General features: G+C 71.3%; 22 protein-coding genes. 16 read left to right on the top strand and 6 right to left on the bottom strand.

Features of this window, described 5'->3' with window-relative positions:
- Positions 1-6: 6 nt before the first annotated feature.
- From AB0E90_RS46630 to AB0E90_RS46585, 10 genes are all read left to right on the top strand, one after another.
- Positions 7-285 (top strand): hypothetical protein, encoded by a 279-nt coding sequence (locus AB0E90_RS46630; protein WP_360419279.1) that lies wholly within the window; start codon positions 7-9, stop codon positions 283-285.
- Positions 286-365: 80 nt separating this feature from the next.
- Positions 366-1133, top strand: a complete 768-nt coding sequence (locus AB0E90_RS46625; RefSeq protein WP_360419276.1) for a hypothetical protein — start codon at positions 366-368, stop codon at positions 1131-1133.
- A 627-nt stretch (positions 1134-1760) separates the two neighbouring features.
- Positions 1761-2549 carry a phosphatase PAP2 family protein gene (locus AB0E90_RS46620; protein ID WP_360419274.1) on the top strand — a complete coding sequence of 263 codons (789 nt, stop codon included), beginning with the start codon at positions 1761-1763 and terminating at the stop codon, positions 2547-2549.
- Between the two features lie 25 nt (positions 2550-2574).
- Entirely contained in the window at positions 2575-2991 is a 417-nt protein-coding gene (locus AB0E90_RS46615) for a nitroreductase/quinone reductase family protein (protein ID WP_360419272.1), read from the top strand.
- Positions 2992-3056: 65 nt separating this feature from the next.
- A complete protein-coding gene (locus tag AB0E90_RS46610; protein WP_360419270.1) occupies positions 3057-3581 on the top strand; it encodes a PadR family transcriptional regulator in 525 nt (174 codons plus the stop codon).
- Positions 3578-4258, top strand: a complete 681-nt coding sequence (locus tag AB0E90_RS46605) for an ABC transporter ATP-binding protein (RefSeq protein ID WP_360419268.1) — start codon at positions 3578-3580, stop codon at positions 4256-4258. Before AB0E90_RS46610 ends, AB0E90_RS46605 begins: the two co-directional genes overlap by 4 nt.
- Positions 4255-6411, top strand: coding sequence for an ABC transporter permease (locus AB0E90_RS46600; RefSeq protein ID WP_360419266.1), 2157 nt, complete (start codon positions 4255-4257; stop codon positions 6409-6411). Before AB0E90_RS46605 ends, AB0E90_RS46600 begins: the two co-directional genes overlap by 4 nt.
- Before the next feature lie 8 nt (positions 6412-6419).
- On the top strand, positions 6420-7565 hold the full coding sequence (locus tag AB0E90_RS46595; protein ID WP_360419264.1) for a monooxygenase: 1146 nt from the start codon (positions 6420-6422) through the stop codon (positions 7563-7565).
- Positions 7566-7676: 111 nt separating this feature from the next.
- Positions 7677-8612, top strand: coding sequence for a LysR family transcriptional regulator (locus tag AB0E90_RS46590; protein ID WP_360419262.1), 936 nt, complete (start codon positions 7677-7679; stop codon positions 8610-8612).
- Between the two features lie 10 nt (positions 8613-8622).
- Positions 8623-9069, top strand: a complete 447-nt coding sequence (locus AB0E90_RS46585; protein WP_360419260.1) for a group II truncated hemoglobin — start codon at positions 8623-8625, stop codon at positions 9067-9069.
- Positions 9070-9127: 58 nt separating this feature from the next.
- On the opposite strand, the gene AB0E90_RS46580 is transcribed toward AB0E90_RS46585, so the two are convergent.
- Together AB0E90_RS46580 and AB0E90_RS46575 are read right to left on the bottom strand one after the other, a co-directional pair.
- Positions 9128-9919, bottom strand: a complete 792-nt coding sequence (locus tag AB0E90_RS46580; RefSeq protein WP_360419258.1) for an FAD-dependent monooxygenase — start codon at positions 9917-9919, stop codon at positions 9128-9130.
- 126 nt (positions 9920-10045) lie between these two features.
- A complete protein-coding gene (locus AB0E90_RS46575; RefSeq protein ID WP_360419255.1) occupies positions 10046-10705 on the bottom strand; it encodes an ElyC/SanA/YdcF family protein in 660 nt (219 codons plus the stop codon).
- Between the two features lie 171 nt (positions 10706-10876).
- On the opposite strand from AB0E90_RS46575, the gene AB0E90_RS46570 reads away from it, so the two are divergent.
- The 3 genes from AB0E90_RS46570 (at position 10877) to AB0E90_RS46560 (ending at position 13004) form a co-directional block, all read left to right on the top strand.
- A complete protein-coding gene (locus AB0E90_RS46570; protein WP_360419253.1) occupies positions 10877-11266 on the top strand; it encodes a hypothetical protein in 390 nt (129 codons plus the stop codon).
- 108 nt (positions 11267-11374) lie between these two features.
- The gene (locus tag AB0E90_RS46565) at positions 11375-12043 is read left to right on the top strand and encodes an HAD family hydrolase (RefSeq protein ID WP_360419251.1); all 669 of its coding nucleotides are present in this window, start codon (positions 11375-11377) and stop codon (positions 12041-12043) included.
- 91 nt (positions 12044-12134) lie between these two features.
- Positions 12135-13004 (top strand): LLM class F420-dependent oxidoreductase, encoded by an 870-nt coding sequence (locus tag AB0E90_RS46560; protein WP_360419249.1) that lies wholly within the window; start codon positions 12135-12137, stop codon positions 13002-13004.
- A gap of 91 nt (positions 13005-13095) precedes the next feature.
- Here the strand turns inward: AB0E90_RS46560 and AB0E90_RS46555 are convergent, their stop codons facing one another.
- Genes AB0E90_RS46555 through AB0E90_RS46540 form a run of 4 tightly spaced genes read right to left on the bottom strand, consistent with a single transcriptional unit; the run spans position 13096 to position 16657 of the window.
- The gene (locus AB0E90_RS46555; protein ID WP_360419247.1) at positions 13096-14370 is read right to left on the bottom strand and encodes a TRAP transporter large permease; all 1275 of its coding nucleotides are present in this window, start codon (positions 14368-14370) and stop codon (positions 13096-13098) included.
- Positions 14367-14870, bottom strand: a complete 504-nt coding sequence (locus AB0E90_RS46550; protein ID WP_360419245.1) for a TRAP transporter small permease — start codon at positions 14868-14870, stop codon at positions 14367-14369. The genes AB0E90_RS46555 and AB0E90_RS46550 overlap by 4 nt, the downstream gene beginning before the upstream one ends.
- On the bottom strand, positions 14867-15856 hold the full coding sequence (locus AB0E90_RS46545; protein WP_360419243.1) for a TRAP transporter substrate-binding protein: 990 nt from the start codon (positions 15854-15856) through the stop codon (positions 14867-14869). The genes AB0E90_RS46550 and AB0E90_RS46545 overlap by 4 nt, the downstream gene beginning before the upstream one ends.
- Before the next feature lie 18 nt (positions 15857-15874).
- Positions 15875-16657, bottom strand: coding sequence for an aldolase/citrate lyase family protein (locus AB0E90_RS46540; RefSeq protein ID WP_360419241.1), 783 nt, complete (start codon positions 16655-16657; stop codon positions 15875-15877).
- Between the two features lie 119 nt (positions 16658-16776).
- On the opposite strand from AB0E90_RS46540, the gene AB0E90_RS46535 reads away from it, so the two are divergent.
- From AB0E90_RS46535 to AB0E90_RS46525, 3 genes are all read left to right on the top strand, one after another.
- Positions 16777-17601, top strand: a complete 825-nt coding sequence (locus tag AB0E90_RS46535) for an NAD(P)-dependent oxidoreductase (RefSeq protein WP_360419239.1) — start codon at positions 16777-16779, stop codon at positions 17599-17601.
- An 11-nt stretch (positions 17602-17612) separates the two neighbouring features.
- A complete protein-coding gene (locus AB0E90_RS46530; RefSeq protein WP_360419237.1) occupies positions 17613-18719 on the top strand; it encodes a hypothetical protein in 1107 nt (368 codons plus the stop codon).
- A 174-nt stretch (positions 18720-18893) separates the two neighbouring features.
- On the top strand, positions 18894-19125 hold a 232-nt coding region (locus AB0E90_RS46525; protein ID WP_360419235.1), incomplete at its 3' end, for a pectinesterase family protein.

The following is a 19125-nucleotide window of genomic DNA, read 5'->3' as shown; positions in this document are numbered from 1 at the left end:
GCACTCATGGTGACCGAGCGACTGCGCAGAGTGCTGCTGCGGTCGTTGCCGTACCTTCTTGCGGTCCTACTGACGCTGGTCGCCGCGCCGCCGCAGTCAGCCGTGGCGCCTCGGGCCGTGGCCGGCGTGCCGGCCGTCGCGACTTCGCCGGCCGAGCCGGCCGACTCCCCCGTCGTGGAGCCGGCCGGCGCGGAGCCCGCACCGGCGGACCACGCCCCGGCCCTGCTCGCTCAGTTCACCGCGGGTGTCCGCGGTTCCCGCGCGCCGCCGGCCGCGTCCGTCTGATCACCGTTCCGGGCGCGTCGGCGCCGCCGGTGGTCGCAGCTCCCCAGACGAACGAACCACCTGAGCGGACGGGCCCTGCCATGAACGTTGTCGCCGAAATGCTGCTGACCGAACCCACGCCGATCGCCATCTGGGCCACGCTGATCCTGCTGACTCTCCCGGCAGTGCTGATGCTGGGCAGCCCGGACGGCCTGCGCCACCCGCGGCAGACCGCGCGCGAGCTGGTGCGACTGCTGCTCGAACCACGGCAGCAGCGACGCCGGCAGGCCGGCGAGGCCGTGCGGGCGCTCCGGTACGCCGACGAGGTCCGCACCGCCGCCGACCAGGCAGCCGCGGGCGCGCGGCGCTGGCAGGAACGGTGGGAACAGTCCGGCGAGGAGCTCAACGCCGCGTGGCAGGCATGGCTCGACGCCGACGCCCGGGTGCGGGACGCTCTCGCCGCCGCGGCATGGGGCACGCCGCGGTCGGCGCGCACCTGCGAGGAGTACGCCGCCCGGGAGCGACACCTGCACCGTGCGGTGGCGGCCGCCGTCGACCGCGGCGAACTCCCCGCCCCGGCGCTGGCCGAGGTGCTCGAGGGTCACCCCGACTGGGACGCTCGCCTGCACCCCCTCGAGCAGGACCTGATGATCGCGCGCGCCTCGGCGGCGTGGCTGCGGCAGCGCCACCAGCAGACCGTGATCGCCGAGCGCGTCGCCTGGCACGACGCCGGGCTGGCCGCCCGCGCCGCCACCAGCCTGCGCGACGAGGAGCGGGCCGCCGCCGTCCAGGCCCTTCAGCTCGGCGGCCCGGCGCGGACCGGTACGACCAAGCGGACCGCCGGCCGGCCGGTGGCGGTCCCGGCATAACGAGCGCTAAGGGGCGGGCGCCGACGTCATCGAACGCATCACGACCAACGCGGTGACGAAGGCGGCAAACGCCACCACGACCGCCACCACGGCAGCGGTGACGGCCGTGGGACTCACGCCGCCGTCCTCGTACGGCAATATCCGACGGCATCGCACGACTGCCGCCGCCACCATCGCCCTGGCGCGAGCGGGAAGACCCACGCCGGCACGGCGGCGGCTCCGGCGCCGTCGCTCGGTAGCCCGCCTGGCGGTAGGGGCGGCGGGTGGCCGGCTCCGACGGTCGTAGGGGACGGACCGGGGCGGATGATCGACCGCCGGCTCCGCCTGCTCCTCGGGTGCGGGCGGCCGGTACGAATCGACCCAGCCGCCGACCCGGAGATGACTGTCGTTGCGTGCAGACATAGCGACTCCCGCTGGCAATTCCCTGGTCCGGCCGCCGTTCACGCCGCTGTGGATCAGCTGTGTGTGAACGAACACACATTATGGCGAGGCCGACCGCAAGGTCAACAGCAACGTCTACGGTCGCGCACGAAGACGCCCCTTACGGGGTGCGCGGCCGCGGAATTCAGGGTGACGTCGGAGTTGATGCCGGATGGCCCGGCGGACGCTGACGACCAGGCTCGATGCATGGCGGTCATCGGGGGGACGCGGCTGCGGTCGCGAGTAGACAGTGTCGAGCGGGTGCGGCTGCTGCCGCAGGTGGCGGTCATGGTTGCGGCCGTCGCGGCGTACTTCTTGGTTCGGGGCGCCACCCAGGCGGCCACCGCCGAGGCGGTGCGTAACGCGCATTCCGTGGTCGATCTGGAACGTGCGCTCGGGCTCTTTCACGAGCCCGGGTGGCAGGCCGCGGTGATGAACATGCCGTTCTTGCGTACGGTGCTGAACGACATCTACATCTGGGGTCATTGGCCGGTCATCGCGGTGACTCTGATCTGGCTGGCGCGGCGGCATCCCGCCGTCTATCTGCGGGCCCGCGACACGATGCTGCTGTCCGGCGGGATCGGCCTGCTCATCTTCGCGACGTTTCCGGTGGCGCCGCCGCGGCTCGCCGGTCTCGGCATGGCCGACACCGTCACGGCCGGGGCGCACGCCTACCGGGTGTTGCAGCCGGCGATGTTCACCAACCAGTACGCCGCCATGCCGAGCCTGCACGTCGGCTGGGACCTGGTCATGGGGCTGGCCATCGCGGCCGCCTCCCGGCACGTGCTGCTGCGGCTGATCGCGGTCACCCTGCCGGTGGCCATGGTGATCACCGTGCTGTGCACCGCGAACCACTACCTGGTCGACGCGATCGCCGGCGCGGCCCTGACCAGCCTGTGCTGGCTGATCGTCGGATCGGCACGCCGGGCCGGCCGGACCGAACCGCTGCCACGGGAGAGTTTCGACCGGCCGCCGGCCCTGGTCGGCCAACGCTGACGCCGCCGCGCACTAACCTGCGGACATGGCCTCTTTCAACGACACCGTGATCGAGAACTTCCGCGCCAATCAGGGTGTGCTCGGCGGGCACTGGGAGGGCAAGACGACCCTCCTGCTGCACACACCCGGCCGAAAGTCCGGCAAGAACTTCATCAATCCGCTGGTCGCGGCGCCCGACGGCGACTCGTTCATCGTCTGCGGCAGCGCGGGCGGGGCGCCCGACGACCCGCAGTGGGTGGCCAATCTGGAGGCCGTCGACGGGCCGGTGACCATCGAACTGGGTGCGGACACCGTGGAGGCCGGCCACCGGGTGGTCCGGCCCGGCCGCGACGACGACTGGGACCGGCTGTACGGGGTGTGGCGGGCGTACTGGCCGGACGCTGCCGACTACGAGACGAAGACCGACCGCAAGTTCCCGGTCGCCGTGATCACGGTGCGCTGACCGGTCCGACTCCGGCTACACCGAGGGTATATACGCGAGGTATACCCTCGGTGTAGTCTTCCGGCATGAGCGTTCCTCTGACCCTTCTCGGGCTGCTCGAACGAGAGTCCAGCCACGGCTACGACCTCAAGCGCGAATACGACACCTACTTCGGCCGGGGCAAGCCGCTGCCGTTCGGCCAGGTCTACTCGACCCTGAGCCGCCTCGCCCGCGACGGCAAGGTGGTGATCAGCGAGGTGGGCCCCGGCGAGGGGCCGGACCGCAAGCGCTACATCATCACCGACCTGGGCGCGACCGAGGTCGAGCAGTGGCTGACCCAGCCGGTCGATCCGGAGCCGCACCTGCAGACCGTGCTGTTCGCCAAGGTGGTGCTCGCGCTGATGCTGGAGCGCCCGGCCGAGCAGTACCTCGACACCCAGCGCCACGCCCACCTGGAGCGGATGCGTGAGCTGACCGAGATCAAGCGCACCGGCGGCCTGGTCGACGGCCTGCTCGCCGACCACGGGCTCTACCACCTCGAGGCCGACCTGCGGTGGATCGAGATGACCGGCGCCCGGCTCGACGCCCTGACGAAGATGGTGCGGCCATGACGATTGCGATCGAGGCGCGCGATGTCACCTTCTCCTTCGGCACGACGCCGGCGCTGCGGGGCGCCAACCTCGCGGTGGAGGCCGGTGAGGTCCTGGCCATCATGGGGCCCAGCGGCTCCGGCAAGTCCACGTTGCTGCACTGCCTGGCCGGCATCCTGGTGCCCGACTCCGGCGAGATCCTGATCGACGGGGTGCGGATCGACACCATGACCGAGGCCCGGCGCAGCAGCATGCGCCGCGACCGGTTCGGGTTCGTGTTCCAGTTCGGCCAGCTCGTCCCCGAGCTCACCGCCGCCGAGAACGTGGCGCTGCCGCTGCTGCTCAGCGGGGTCCGGCGGAGCGAGGCGCTGGGTAAGGCGTACGCCTGGTTCGAGCGCCTGGGTCTGGCCGGGATGGAGGATCGCCGGTCCGGTGAGCTGTCCGGCGGGCAGGCCCAGCGCGTCGCGCTGGCCCGTGGCCTGGTCGCCGGGCCCGATGTGCTGTTCGCCGACGAGCCGACCGGCGCGCTCGACTCGCTCACCGGTGAGCAGGTGATGGACCTGATGGTCGACGCGGCCGGCGAGCAGGGCACCACGGTCGTCCTGGTCACGCACGAGCCACGGGTCGCCGCGTACGCGGGGCGCGAGGTCATCGTCCGCGACGGTCGCGTGAACGCTCCGGACCGGATCCCGTCATGATCGGCTTCGGGCTCCGGCTCGCGGTGAGCGGCGGGCGCGAGGCGATCACCCGCCTGGTCGTCATCGCCGCCGCGGTTGCCGTCGGCGCCGGGCTGCTGCTCGCCACCTTCGCCGGGGTCAACGCCGTCAATGCGCAGCTCACCCGGGTGGCATCGCTCTATCCCGATCCCTCGGCCGGCGGCAGTGACGCGGATCCGCTGTGGTGGACCTCGCGCGAGGACTATTTCCACGGCTCGCTGATCACGCGGGTCGACGTCGCCGCCACCGGCGCCTCGTCGCCCACCCCGGTCGGCATCCCGAGGACACCGGGCGAGGGAGAGTTCTACGCCTCGCCGGCCATGCAGCGGCTGCTGGCCGCCACCGCGCCCGATCAGCTCGGCGCCCGCTACCCCGGGCGTGACCTGGGCACGATCGGTGACGCGGCGCTGACCTCGCCGGACTCGCTGGTGGTCATCATCGGCGGCGCCGCGGACCAGGTCGGCAAGCTTCCGCACGCCGTGCGGCTCACCAGCACCGGCGACAACACCCCCGCGCTCCCCGAGACGGTCGTGGATCTCATCATGAGCGTGATCGTCGCCGGGCTGCTCTTCCCGGTGCTGATCTTCATCGGCACCGCCACCCGGCTCAGCGCCGCCCGCCGGGAGCAGCGGTTCGCGGCGATGCGACTGGTCGGCGCCACCCCCCGGCAGATCTCGGTGATCGCCGCGATCGAGGCGGCCGCCGCCGCCCTCGCCGGCACCGCCCTCGGCTTCGTGCTGTTCTTCCTGTTCCGCGGCTCGCTCGCCGCGGTGCCGTTCACCGGCGACCCGTTCTTCCCCAGCGACCTGTCCCTGGGCGTGCTGAACGTCCTGCTGGTCGCCGTGGGCGTGCCGGCCGGCGCCGCGGTGGCGGCCGCCGTCTCGCTGCACCGCGTGCGGGTCTCCCCGCTCGGCGTCACCCGGCGGGCCACCCCCCGCGCGCCGCGCTGGTACCGGCTGCTTCCGCTCCTGCTGGGCCTGGCCGAGCTGGCGTTCTTCCTGGTCGGGCCGAAGCCCGAGACCTCGGACGGCCAGGCGGCGGTGTTCCTGCCGGGGCTCCTGCTCGTGATGACCGGTCTGCTGCTCGCCGGCCCCCTGCTGACCATGGCGGGCGCCCGGCTGATGGCCCGGCGCGCCACCCGGCCGGCCACGCTCATCGCCGCGCGGCGCCTCGCCGACAACCCCAAGGCCGGCTTCCGGGCGATCAGCGGCATCATGCTCGCGCTGTTCATCACGAGCGTGGCGACCGGCGTGATCACCTCCATCGTCGCGAACCGCGGGCCCGCGGTGGTCGGCTCGATCGAGGCCGCCACCCTGTCCGTCAACGCCAATGACAGCCCGCCCACGGTGGCCGGCCCGGTGCTGGCCGGCCTGCGCCCGATCCGGGGCGTAAGCTCCACCACCATCCTGCGGAAGAATCCGGTCAAGTACGCCGACGCCCTGGTGGCCTGCGCCGACATCCCCGCGGTCTACGGCCGCTGCGAGGCCGGTGCGACCGTCGCCGCGGTGGCGAGCGGCTTCGTCCCGTACCGTCAAACCGTCGAATCCTCGCGGGTCTGGCCCGCCGCCCCGGTGTCCGTCGATGCCCTGCCGCAGTTGCCGGTGGAGTCGGTCGTCGTGGGGACGGACGGCTCGGCCGACGCGATCGAGAAGGCGCGCACCGTCCTGGAGCTGACCTTCCCGGCGTACTACGTGGGCGCGAACGTGCCCGGCGACTTCGAGTCGGAGTTCGCCAACACCCTGCGGGGCTGGCAGCAGCTCGCCAACGTCACGATCATCGCCAGCCTGGCCCTCGCCGGCTGCAGCCTCGCGGTCAGCGTGGTCGGCGGCCTGGTCGAGCGCAAACGCCCGTTCAGTCTTCTCCGGCTCAGCGGCGCGCCGGTCCGGGTCCTGCGCCGGGTGGTCGCGCTCGAGAGCGCCGTGCCGATGCTCACGGTTGCCGTCGTCGCGGTCGGGATCGGCCTGCTCGCCGCACAGCTCTTCCTAGGAGCTCAGATGCACTACACACTCGAACCGCCGGGCGCGGAGTTCTACCTCGTCGTCGGCGCCGGGCTCGCGGTCTGCCTCGCCGTCATCGCCTCCACGCTGCCGTTGCTGGAGCGCATCACCGGACCCGAAACCGCACGCAGCGAATGAGGGGCATCATGAAACGTCCACTGCGGATTTTCGTCCTGGCCGGGGCGTTGGCGCTGGCCGCGTGTGCATCAAGCGCCCCGCCCCAGGCGATTCACACCGGCCACGGCGGCGGCTCGCCCGCCCCGCCCCAGCCGTTGCGCGCCGGCGAGCGGTTCCTCGACCTCGCCATGCCGGAGCCCTATGCGCCGGCCGCGCCGCACGGCGGCACCGACGAATACCGCTGCCTGCTGATCGACCCCCATCTGACCAAAACGGCGTTCCTGACCGGGACCAGGTTCGAGCCGCAGAACGTGCCGATCGTGCACCACGCCATCGTCTTCGCCGTCCCGCCGGAGGCCGCGGCGGCCGCCCACCACGCGGACGCCGAGACCCCCGGGCAGGGTTGGACCTGCTTCGGCGACGGCAGCGTGGACGACAACCACCCGTCCGCGTGGGTCGGGACCTGGACGCCGAACGGCACCGAGACCGTCCTGCAGCAGGACGCCGGGTTCCGCCTGCCGGCGGGCAGCCTGATCGTCCTGCAGATCCACTACAACCTGCTCGCCCTCGACGGCAAGACCGGCGCGACCGACCGGTCCGGCGTCCGGTTGCGGCTGACCGACGGCACCGCGGCCACCAAGCCGCTGGAAACGGTGCCGCTGGAGGCGCCGATCGAGCTGCCCTGCACGAGCGAGGAGTCCGGCCCGCTGTGCGATCGGGCCGCCGCGGTCGCGGACGTGACCGCCCGCTTCGGCCCGGGCGTCGGGCACACCGAGGCTCACCTGGTGAACGACTGCAGCCAGGGCACGCCGGTGCCCGGCAACACCCAGCACTGCGACAACACGGTGCCGCAACCCATGACGGTGTACGCCGCGATGGGCCACATGCACCTGCTGGGCCGCTCGATCAGGATCGAGGTCAATCCCGGCACCGCCACCGCACAGACCCTGCTCGACGTCCCGCAGTTCAACTTCGACGACCAGAAACTCACGCCGCTGCCGGCGCCGGTCCACCTCAAAACCGGCGATAAGGTACGCGTCACCTGCACCCACGACGCCACCCTGCGCCGGCTGCTGCCCCAGTTGCGCACCCTCCCGCCGCGCTACGTGGTCTGGGGCGACGGCACCAGCGACGAGATGTGCCTGGGCCTGCTGACCGCCACCGTCGGCGAGTAGCCGTGCTCTCAGGTCAGCGGACCCGGCCACCGTGCCTCCGCACGGATGGGCAGTGCTGACCCACGCCACCCCACGATGATCCGGCGGCCGCGGCGCGGCAGTATGGACCGGGTGGAACTGGACCTGGCACAGGTGCGCGCCTTCGTGGCCACCGCCGACCGGCGCAGCATGAGTCAGGCCGCGGTCGCGCTGCACCTGTCCCAGCAGGCGCTGTCGAAGCGCATCCGGCGCCTGGAGAACACGGTCGGCACGCTGTTCGAGCGCGGCGCCGCCGGCGTCGTGCTGACCCCGGCCGGGGCCCGGTTCCTGCCGGCCGCCCGCCATCTGCTCGACACCGCCGAGGCCGCGCTGGCGGCCGCCCGGGCAGAGCCGCTCGCCCCGTTGCGGGTTGACGTCTGGGGGCACCTGCACGAGCCGTTGCGCCTGGTCCGCCGTTTCGCCGACACCTATGCGGACGCCACCGTCGAACTGAGCATGCGGCGAAACCTTCCGCAGGCGCTCGACTCGCTCCAGCGGCGCGAGCTGGACCTGGCGTTCGGTGACGTCCTCGATCTGCCCGGCCCGCTGCCCACCGGTCTGCTTGCCGAACTGGTCGCGGTCTCACCGCTGGCCGCCCTGGTCAACCGGACCGGCCCACTCGGCCGGGCAACACTGCTGCGCCCGGCCGACCTCGCCGCGTGCCGCCTCTGGACGCCGTTCGGCGGCAGCAGCCCGGAACTCGCCACCTTCGTCCGCCGATACGCCGCCGAACTGGCCGTGCCCCTCGACACCGGTGGCGCCAACCTGGGTGTCGACGTCCTGGTCGCCCACGTCGCCGCGAACCCCGGGGCGGTCACGCTCTACGACCCGGCCTGGGGCGTCCCGGCCGACGAACGGGTACGGCTCGTCCCGCTCGATCCCGCTCCGCGATTCCCCTGGTACGCGGTGTGGACCGCTGATCCGCTGCACCCGTGGCTGAAGCGGCTGCTGGACTTCCTGCCCCGCATACAACCATCGGTTGTGGCCGGCGACCAACGGCTGTTGGACGACCAGGTGAATCCCGCGTAGGCAGGTATGCATGGAAACTCTCTACGACCACGCGGGCGGCACGGAGGCGCTGGGTCGCTTCGTCGCCGTCTTCTACCGCAGCGTGCTGGACGATCCGATCCTCCAGCAGCTTTTCGGCGCCGGCCGGCCCGAGCACGTCGCCCACCTGGCCGCCTTCGACGCGGAGTCGTTCGGCGGCCCGGACGGCTTCTCCCGGACCATGGGTTTCCCGGCGCTGATCGACGCCCACCGAGGCTTGCGGATCACCGAGCAACAGCGCCGGCGTTTCGTGGAGCTCTACCTGCACGCCGCGGACACGGCCGGCCTGCCCGCCGACGAGCCGTTCCGGCAGGCGCTGCGCGAACACGTCGAGTTCGGCTCCCAGGTGGCGAAACAGAACTCACACGCCACCACCGACGCCGACCTGCATCCACTGCGCGAAGTACCCCACTGGCAGTGGCCGGCATCCCACCGGTAGCCCGTGCCGGAACGGCGTGTCGGCGGGCGCGGGCCGGCGCCCCGCCCTTAGCGTGTGGTCATGCCGTAGCGGGCCGGCCGAGGATCGCGGTCAGGGCGTCGCGCAGGGCCTGCTGCGGGTCGTCGGCGAGCCGCGCCGAACGCCAGCCGATGTGCTTGTCCGGGCGGACCAGCAGGGCGCCGGCCTCCTCGACCGCACGCACCCGGGCCCGGTCGTAGTAGAGGTCGGTCACTTCGCGGCCCGGCCCGATCACCACGGCCGCCAGCGGTACGCCGAGCTCCTGGCCGACCTGTTCGGCGGCGGCCGCCCACGATTCGCCGGCGATGCCGGTGAACAGCGTGAACCGGGTCATCGGAGCGAGGTCGAGGGTGGAGACGCGATGCCGGGCGTCGCCCACCCAGACATGCGGCAGGCGCGAGCCGGGGACGGTCGACGGCTCGTAGTACAGCTCGGGGTCGCGGGCCGGGGCCGGCCGGGTGCTGCCGTCCGGGACGATCGCCGCCGACTCGTAGAACTGGCCGAGGTCGACGCCGTGCGCGTTGAACTCGTAGTGCTTGAGTTCCATCGCCGACACCAGCGCGGCGCGCTTGGCCGCGCCGGCGGGAGTGTTGGCCTTGCGCTCCTCGATCCGCTCGGCCATCTCCGCCTCGTCCTTGGCGTCCAGCAGCCCGAGCACCTCGAAGAACTGGACGAACTCGCGGCTGGACCGGTTGGCCCGCTTGACGATCTGCTCGGCCACCGGGGCGCGCTCGGTGGTGTAGGTGTCCAGCAGCGACGACGCGGCCTGACCGCGCAGGACCGCGGCGAGCTCCGTCGCCGGCGGGTTCAGTGTGGCGGCCCGCCCGGGCACCCGGGCAGGTCCCCACGCCGTAACAGGGCGGAAGCAGGTCTCCGGGCGGCGTCAGGCGACCAGGGCGTACGCCGCTCCGGCCACCACGGTCACCGCCGTCGCGATCACCAGCGCGAGGCTCATGCGTCAGCGACGTCGGCCGGCTGCCTTCACGATGCGCCAGACCAGGTTGGCCCGCGAGGTGGCGCGGTCGACGGCAGCCGACGGATCTTTGGGCAGAGCAACCACGATCAGCAGGCTGGCAAGTGTCGCGGCCCAGGGCTCCGACCGCGGCAGCCGCTGCGGCACGACCACTCCGAGGTAAGGGCGGCGCAGGGTGCGCGGCGCGATGACCGACAGGATCCGCCGTAGGTGGTCCGCCTGCGCGACGATGGCCACCGGTCGCTGATCTCCGAAGTAGCCGCCGTTCTCAGCGTGCAGGAAGTTCGTCACGGTCTCGATCGAACTGCACTCCGCATCGACCGCCGCGGCCGGCACACCCATGCTGACCAGCTGCCGTCTCATCAGCTCACCCTCGGGCATGCCGTTGAACACCCGGTACGGCGGCTCGCCGGAACGCCACGGGGTCCCGGCGTCGTCGTTCGGCGATTTGTAGCCCGCACAGACGATGCGCCCCGACGCCGGCCCAGCGATCTGATCGTAGAGTTCCCGCGCCACGGCGAGCCGATCGAGCGCCGCGGCGCTGAGACCGAACCCGGACGGATCCCGCCCACGGCCAGGCACCATCAGATGGGCCACGTCGCCGAGCTGCAGACCCTTCGTTCCCGGCGCGGTTGCGAACTCCATACCTCCATGGTCGCCGACCCAGCCAGCCAGGAGCGTGTGCCGCAGCTTAACCGGGTAACTAACAACCAACTTTATTGTAAAAAGACTTTATAACCGGATCATCCGTTTATGTCACGAGCGTTCGGTCAATGTCCTCCTGACGAACCAATCGACCACATAGGAGGATCACTGATGAAGTCCCGAGCAATGAGCGCTGCCCTCGCCCTCGCCGGCGCGGCCGGCCTCACCCTGGCCGCTGTCTCGCCCGCCGCCGCCGCCACTCCGTGCGTGCAGAAGATCTCCGTCGTCAACAACGGCGGCTTCGTGATCAACTACCAGATCACCACCCGCGACGGGCAGCTGTCCGCCCCCACCGACGACTACCCGATCAACCAGTTCCGGGTCACCGACCTCAACTCGACGCCCATCGCCGAAGGCGCGGACGTCCGCCCGCTGGTGCACGCCCAGGCCGGAAACACGGTTGCCGGCAACGTGTTCGTCTCGTTCTGCAACAACGGCCAGACGGCGACCTACACGGCCAGCGGCACCACCCTGAACTACTCGGTCACCCTGCTGAGCTGACCCGAGGTGCGGGCCCTCGTCCCGGCAGCACCGGGACGAGGGCCACCTTGACTGCCGAGGAAGCGCGCCGGAGTGGTTCGCGGCTCTGATCCGGGGTATTCGGCTCGTATGAGATCCGGCGTCCTCTTCGACGTCGACGGCACACTCGTCGACACCACATATCTGCACACCGTTGCCTGGTGGGAGGCGCTGCGCCAGCGGGGCGCGGACGTCCCGATGGCGAAAATCCACCGCGCCATCGGGATGGGCTCGGACAAGCTGCTCGATCATCTGCTGGGTCCGGACCGCGACCGGGATCAGGACGAGGAGGCCTCCACCGCCCACGACGTCCTCTACGGCGCCTGGTGGGAGCGGCTGCGCCCGCTCCCGGGAGCATCCGAGCTGCTGCGGACCGTCGCCGGGCGCGGCCCCGCCGTCGTTCTCGCCTCGTCGGCCAAGGAGCCGGAGCTGAAGCTGCTGCGCCAGGTGATCGACGCGGACGACGTCATTACCGCGGCGACATCGTCCTCCGACGCCGAGCAGAGCAAGCCGGCGCCCGACATCCTCCAGGCCGCCCTGGACCAGTCCGACGTCGATCCGCGTGCTGCCGTCTTCGTCGGCGACTCGGTCTGGGACGTGCAGGCTGCCGCCCGCCTGGACATTCCCTGCATCGGCCTGGCCTGTGGCGGCACCTCGGCCGGCGAGTTGACCGAAGCCGGCGCTGTCGCGGTTTACGACGACCCGGCCGCCCTGCTGGCCGCCCTCGACGATTCCGCGATCTCGTCCCTGTTCGCATAGGGGCCCCGATCGGAGGTATACCGCGCCTGCGACGCGACGACGACCCGGCGGCCAAGATCTCGGGTCAGTCGCCGGGTCGTAGGGTTTCGGTATGGCTCAACGACTCGTCAGCGTCTGGCAACCGTTCTTCCTCGGCGCCGAAGATCAGAAAGCGGCCGTCGACGCCGCGCTCGAGCTGGAGGAGCTCGGTTACTCCCGGATCTGGTTCTCCGCCGGTTTCGGCCAGGACGTCCCGCAGCGCTTCCGCGACATCCTCGACGGGACCGAGCGCATCGGGGTCGCCCCGGGGATCGTGTCGATCTGGCATTCGTCCCCGGCCGAGGTGGCAGCATTCACCCAGGACGCCCAGCAGGCCCACCCCGGCCGGTTCCTGCTCGGCCTGGGCGCCAGCCACGCCGTACTCGTCGAAGGCGACGGCGACGGCACCCGATACCGCAAGCCGTACTCGAAGATGGTCGACTACCTCGACGCCCTCGACGCGGCCGGGCTCGCCCCCGAGCAACGCATCCTGGCCGCTCTGGGCCCCCGCATGCTGGAGCTCTCCCGCGACCGTGCGGCCGGCGCCCACCCGTACTTCATTCCCGCCGAACACACCGCCGAGGCCCGCACCGCGCTCGGCCCCGACCGGCTGCTCTCCCCCGAGGTGGCCGTCGTCCTCGACGCCGACCCGGCCACCGCGCGGGCCACCGCGCGGCAATACACCAGCGGCTACCTCACCCTGCCGAATTACACCAACAACCTGCGCCGCTTCGGCTGGACCGACGACGATTTCGCCGACGGCGGCAGTGACCGCCTCGTCGACGCCGTCATTCCATGGGGTACGCCCGAGCAGGTCGCGGCCGGCATCGAGGCGCACTACCGGGCCGGCGCCGACGAGGTGGCGATCCAGGTGCTCAACGGTGGCGTCAACACCGTCTTCCCGGCGGACGCCTTCCGCGACCTGGCCGCCGCTCTGATCTGACCGGGAGGGTCCGCGTGGAGGTTGCCGTCGAGCCGTTCCGCCTGTTGCCGAAGGTGGAGCTGCACTGCCATCCGGCGGGTGAGGCGCCGCCTTATCGGACCAGCGACGGCAGCCACTCGGAGAAGGCCGGGACGTAGGCCAGCAGCAGGATGGTCGCGAACATGACCGCCATGAACGGCAGCATCGGGCGGATCAGGTCGACCACCCGGATCTTCGCCAGGCCGGTGACGATGAAGCTGGCCGAGCCGAGCGGTGGCGTGACCAGAGAGATGCCGAACACCGCCAGGCTGAAGATGGCGAAGTGCAGCTCCCCCATGCCGGCCTGGGCGGCCAGCGGCAGGAACAGCGGGATCAGCACGACCAGGGCGGGGATGCCGTCGAGCAGGGCGCCGAGAATCCAGAAGATGAACATGAGGATGGTGACGAAGACCAGGTAGTTGCCGGTGAACTGGCTGGTCCACCGGGCCAGTTCGTCACCGACCTGGTCGTAGGCCAGCATGAAGGCCAGCAGTTGCGCCACGCCGACCAGGGACAGCACCACCCCGCTGATCCGCCCGGCGTTGACCAGGATGGTCTGCCAGTCGGCTCGGGACACGCTGCGGTAGCCGATCGCCAGCAGCGTGGCGTAGAGAACGGCGACGGCGGCGGCCTCGGTGGCGGTGAAGATGCCGGCCAGGATGCCGCCGAGAATGATCACCGGGGCGCCGAGCGGCAGCATTGCGGACAGCGCGGCGCGGCCGAGCGCGGAGGGGGTGACCTCGACCCGTTCGCCGGTCGGCTCGACGTACTTGGCGTAGAAGAAGATGACCACGCCCTTGGCCAGCGCGACGACGGTCGCCGGGATGAGCGCCGCGAGGAAGAGGTCGCGGATCGAGATCTGCGCGACCGTGCCCAGCACGATCATGGTGATCGAGGGCGGGATGAGGATGCCGGTGCCGGATGCGGCCGCCACGATCGCCGCGGCCCACGGCCGCCGGTAGCCGGCCTTGGCCATCGGCGGAATCATGGTGGCGCCGATCGCCGCCGCGTCGGCGTTGACCGAGCCGGAGAGGCCGGAGAAGAGCATCGTGGAGGCGACCACGCTCATCCCCAGGCCGCCGGGCAGCCAGCCGACCAGCATGGTGACGAAGCGGACCAGGCGTTCGGCGGCGCCGGAGCGGTGCAGGATCTCGCCGGTGAGCACGAACAGCGGGATGGCCAGCAGCGTGAAACTGTCCAGGCCGTGATAGACCGACTGCGCCGCCGCGGACAGCGGCAGGCCGTCCCACCAGGCCTGCGCCAATCCGACCGTGCCCAGGGCGGCCACCACCGGGACGCCGAGCAGGATGAGCACGACGATGCCGGCGAAGCCGGCGGCGAGGATCACGCGCCACCCCCGATCAGCTCGACCTCGTCACTGACCTCGTCGGGCACCGGCTGCGGGGCGATGAGCTCGACGACGGCGTGCAGCGCGCCGAGCGCCGAGCCGAGCGGAATGGCGAGCAGGATGGTCCACAGCGGAAGCCCGGCGGGCGTGGTGACGTCGCGCTGCTCGCTGATGTATTGCACGGTGCCGGTGCCGAGCGCGACCAGGACGCCGCCGAGGAAGACGAGCTCGACGGAGCGGACGACGCGGCGCCCGTGGTCGGACAGCCGGCGTTCGTACAGGTTCAGGGTGACGTGGGCGTTGTCCCGCACCCCGATCGCGAAGCCGACGAACGCCACGTAGAGCAGCAGCCCGGTGGCCACCTCGGTCGACCACGAGAGCGGCTGCGACAACACGTACCGGAAGAAGACCTGGGCCAGGATCACCGTGACGATGCCGATGAGCAGCAGCCCGATGAGGATGTTCTCGGCGATCGCGATCCCCCGCAGTACCGCTTTCATGCGATCGGGAGCAGCTTCATCAGGTCGCCGAACGTCGGCCGGTACTTGTCGAAGACCGGCTTCAAGGCGGCCTGCATGGACGCCACGTCGACGTCGTCGTTGGAGGTGGCGCCGGCGTCCTGGGCCTTCTTCACGAAGACGTCGGTCTGCGCGTTCCAGAGCTCGCGTTCGTGATCCTGGGTCAGCTTGCCCGCCTGCACCAGCGCGTCCTGCACATCGGCCGGCTGGGCGGCGAAGAACTTCTTGCTTACCATGAGCACGTCGACGCCGAGTTGATGACGCGTCCAGGACCAGTGCTTCGCCTCTTCGACCTGCTTGCTGGAGACGTAGTAGATCGGGTTGTTCTCCGCGCCGTCGATCACCCCCTGCTGCAGCGCCGAGTAGATCTCGGTGGCCGGCAGCGGGGTGGCCTGCGCGCCGAGGGCGTTGAACGAGTCGACGGTCACCGGGTTCTGCGGCACGCGAAGACGCAGGCCCTTCAGGTCGGCGGCGCCGCGTACCGGCCGCTTGGTGTTGTAGACGTTTCGGGTGCCGGTGTAGAACCACGACAGCACGGTCAGGCCGACGCCGTCGAGGATCTTCTTGCACTCGTCACCGAGCGGGCCGGACAGCGCGGTGAAGCCGTCCTCCGGCTTCGGGAAGGCGTAGGGCAGGGAGAGCACGCCGAGCCGTTTGTCGAACGCGGTGAGGTTGCTGAACAGCGATTTCGCCATCTGCAGGGTGCCGCTGCGGACCTGCTCGTTCATCCGGTTCGAGTCGCCCAGGGTGGCGTTCGGGAAGACCTTCACCTCGTACTTGCCGCCGGTCAGCGACTTCACCTGGTCGCCGAACCAGCGTTCTGCCGCGATCTCCGGGTTGTCCTCGGCCACGTCGTCGCCGAGCCGGATCGTGGTGGCGCCACCGCCACCGCCCTTGGGCCGGCTGCAAGCGCCCAGACCGGCGGCGCCGACGGCCAACGAGAGCGACAGCACGCTTCTTCTGTTCATGACTCTCTCCTCAAAGACTCAGCGGCGCAGATTCGCCAGCGCGGTGGACGCTGTCCGGGCGAGCAGGGAGGCGTCCGACCCGACGCCGACGAACCGGAACCCGAGGGCGCCGTAGCCGGCGGCCTGGCTCTCGTCACCGGCGAGGATGCCGGCGGCGATGCCGGCGTTGTTCGCGGCGGCGAGCACCCGGTCGAGCGCCTTACGGAAGTCGGGATGATCGAACTGGCCGGGGCAGCCGAGATCGGTCGATAGATCCCGGGGGCCGACGAAGAGCACGTCCACGCCGGCGACGGCGGCGATCCCGTCCACCACCGACAGCGCCCGGCGGCTCTCCACCTGCACGATGCCGACGACGCGGTCGTTGGCCGTGGTGAGACCCTCCGGGCGCAGGCCGAAGTCGTAGACCCGGTTGTAGGTGGCGACGCCACGGTCGCCCTGGGGCGGGTATCGCGTGTGCCGGACCGCTTCCCGGACCTCCTCGACCGAGTCCAGGCGCGGAAACATGATGCCGTTCACGCCCGCGTCGAGCAGCCGGCCGGTGCGGATGCGTTCGGCCGACTCGACCCGGGCGAACATCGGCACGCCGCGCGCCTCGGCGACCACTTGCTGATGCAGCAGCGTGTGCTCGCCGCCGCCGCCGTGCTCGAGGTCGGCCAGCAGCCAGTCGAACCCGGCGACCGCGCACGCCTCGGTGGCCAGCGCCGAGCCGAGGCCGAGAAACGTTCCGTAGAGCGTCTCGCCGGCGGCAAGCCGACCGCGCAACACGTCTACATATGTGGACGACGTCTCTCCTGAGGACATGAATGCCAACGTAGAGACATACCTCGATCCGGTCAAGTACAAGTATGTGGACATGATCTAGGTGGAAAGATTGGTGCTAGGCTCTGCGCCGTTCGATCCGGACGCAGCGGGAGGCATCGATGGCGCAGCGCATCCTCATCACCGGCGGCGCGGGAAAGGTGGCCACCTCGCTCCGCCCTCGCCTGGCGGCCCCCGGCCGGACCCTGCGACTCCTGGACATCGTCGCGCCGCCGGCCGTCGCCGGGACCGGCGACGAGGAGATCGTGGTCGCCTCGCTCGACGATGCCGAGGCCGTGCGGGCCGCGTGCGACGGCGTCGACGCCATCGTCCACCTGGGCGGGCAGAGCACCGAGGCGGAGGCGCAGGAGGTGCTGCGCGTCAACGCCTTCGGGACGTACAACCTGCTGGAGGCCGCTCGCCGGCACGACCTCCGGCGGATCATGCTGGCCTCCTCGACGCACGCGGCCGGCTTCCACGTACGGGATGACGCGGCCTTCCCCGACGGTTTGCCGGCCGATCTCCCGCCGCGTCCGGACACGCTCTACGGCTGGAGCAAGGCGACCATCGAAGCGCTCGCCCACCTTTATGTGGACCGGTTCGGGCTCGACATCATCTGCGTACGGATCGGGTTGTGGTTCCCGACGCCACCGCAGAACCGCGGCCTCGCGACGTGGCTGTCCCCCGACGACGGCGCCCGCCTGGTCGAGGCCTGCCTCAGTGCGCCCAGCCCCGGCTTCCGGATCGTCTGGGGCGTCAGCCGCAACACCCGGCGGTGGTGGTCCCTGGCCGAGGGCGAGGCGATCGGCTATTTCCCCAAGGACGATGCCGAGGTGTACGCGGCCGAGCGCATCGCCGAATTCGGGGAACCCGACTTCCGGAAGGATCCGGAGCTCAACCGCGTCGGCGGCTGGTGGTGCGACTGGCCACTGGGCCGGCGCATGTAGACAGGAGACACATGCTGAACGGGCACGCGTACCCCTGGGATGTGGTCGGTGATCCCGCCTTTCTGGACCGGGCCACCGAGACGGTCACGCTGGCCGCCGCCTACCACTCCACCCGGGCGGCCACCCCGCTGCACCCGGCCCATCAGATCGTCGACGCCCGGCACGCGGCGCTGTACCGCCCGGTGCGCGCCGACGCGTGGAAGGGCCACGGCCTGACCCCGCACCCGGCCGGCTGGATGAGCGTCCCGGACCCCTTCGCCGAGGCAGCCACGCTGCTGAAACAAGCCGGCCGGCGGGTCAACGCGTGGATCGTGCTCACCCACAACACCCGGCTGGGCACCGAACGACCGGACGTCGCGGTGGTCAACTGCTTCGGCGAGACCTACCCGTACGCCCTGTGCCCGGCACACGCCGAGGTCCGCGACTACGCCGCCACCCTCGCCGCCGAGGCCGTCCGGGACACCGACGTCGACGGCATCTCCCTGGAGGCGTGCGGTCAGCTGGGCATCGCCCACCTCGGCCACCACGAGAAGACCGACGGCGCCTGGACGCCGCGGACCGCTGAGCTGCTGTCCATCTGCTGCTGCGCGGCCTGCCGGGCCGCCTGGCGGAACGACGGACTCGAGCCGGACGAGGTCGTCGCGGCACTGCGCGAGGCCGTCCGCGGTCCGGGCGCGGAACCGGCCGCCCCGATGCTCGCCGCGCTGCTCGCGGTCCGCCACCGGCACACCGATCAGCTGCGCCGGCAGGTCCTCGACGGACTCCCCCGGGTCCCGGTGACTCTGCACGCCCACCCCGATCCGTGGGTCACCGGGCCCTCGCCGGGCCTGACCCCGACCGCCGCCGGCGACGTCGACGCGCTGCTGGTGCCGTCCTGGCCGACCACCGAGGCCACCGCCGAGCTGGTGCGCCGGGCGGCCGCCACCGGGCTGCCGATCGACGCGTACGTCACCGTCCTGGCCCCGGTCGACCCGGACGCGCTGGCGGCGCACGCGCAACGGCTGCGGGAGGCCGGCGCCGGCCGATTCAGCATCTACCACCTGGGCCTCGCCCCCGCCTGGCGCCAGGAGCTTTTGCATTTATTTGCATCGATTGACCGGGTACCGGGGCAGTCGTAGGGTTTTGGTGCTCGACCGGCACTCCGCCGTCCTGAGGGACGGCACTCCTCGACCGGTGCCGGCCTGCCGATACCGCCGTGTGGCGGTGCCTCGCGATCCACCGCCGCGAGGCACGGCTGATGCAACGGCGGTAGCGCGCTTGCCCGCTTCCGCACCAGCTCGAGGAGATCCGCCTTGCTCAGAATCGTGAAATGGTCGGCCGCGCTCGTCGCGGTCGTCAGCGGCACCGCCGCCGTCCTCGGCGTGACCGCGCTGTCCTCCGAGGCAGCGACCACGCTGACCGTCGCTGCCGACGGCACCGGGCAGTACAAGACCGTGCAGGCCGCGGTCAACGCGGTCGCTACCAACAACGCCAGCCGGGCCACCATCAACATCAAGGCCGGCACCTACCGGGAGATCGTCAGCA

The sequence above is a fragment of the Actinoplanes sp. NPDC026619 genome, assembly GCF_040638295.1.
Classification (GTDB): domain Bacteria; phylum Actinomycetota; class Actinomycetes; order Mycobacteriales; family Micromonosporaceae; genus Actinoplanes.
The sequence above is the reverse complement of the archived record's forward strand: the minus strand, read 5'-3'. Positions and strand labels throughout refer to the sequence as shown.